Origin of the sequence: Escherichia sp. WS2035 (genome assembly GCF_046487065.1) — a bacterium.
In the GTDB taxonomy this organism is placed as follows: domain Bacteria; phylum Pseudomonadota; class Gammaproteobacteria; order Enterobacterales; family Enterobacteriaceae; genus Escherichia; species Escherichia coli.
Window position 1 is genome coordinate 1 of sequence record NZ_JBJQKD010000058.1, and the last position, 726, is coordinate 726.

Here is a 726-nt window from a genome sequence, read left to right on the forward strand (position 1 = left end):
TAGCTGAGGTCCAGAGCGATATCCGGGGTTACGTCATAGCGGACACCCGCGCCAAGGCTCCATGCGAAGTTGTCAGCAGAGCCTGAACGTGACAACGATTCGCGACCACTGCTTCCGTACTCATAATCCCAGGTACTGATACCGGTTGTTTTCTGGTGAATTCTGGCGTAGCCAATCCCTGCGGATACCCATGGTGTGAATGCGCTGTCATTCCGGAAGTCATAGTACGCATTCAGCATTAGTGTGTTGACTGACACCTCATTCTTCAGGTCATCACGCCAGTAACCACCTGACCAGCTGTCTTTATCTACGTTATACTTCGAATCAGCTTTTCCACGAGCGTAAAACTCCAGTTCTGTTCGAACCGGAATACTGAACTGCGGATAAAAATCATAACCAGCCGCGATACCACCACTGAATACCGTATCATGGTCATCGCCGCCTTTATACTTTGACGTTTCTTCCTCATCTCCTGACAGGAAATGCTGGTCTGAAAGTGACACCACAGAGGTACCGGCTTTACCGGTCAGATAAAAACCGCTTTTACCTTCCTCAGCACCTGCATTTGCTGCAAATACACAGGCTGTGGCCACCACTGAAACAGCAAAAACCTTTTTCATTTCAATTATCTCCATTATTGTATCATCATTTTAATATATATTTTTAATATTTAAAAACCGGACTAAAGGCAGCCTCAACACTCCACACTACGGAAGCCAGACTTTT

General features: G+C 46.4%; 1 protein-coding gene. It reads right to left on the reverse strand.

Going from position 1 to position 726, the window contains the following annotated elements; genetic code table 11:
* A partial coding sequence (locus ACJHX4_RS26750; protein ID WP_410239926.1) for an outer membrane protein occupies positions 1 to 620 on the reverse strand: 620 nt, incomplete at its 3' end.
* Positions 621 to 726: the final 106 nt, after the last annotated feature.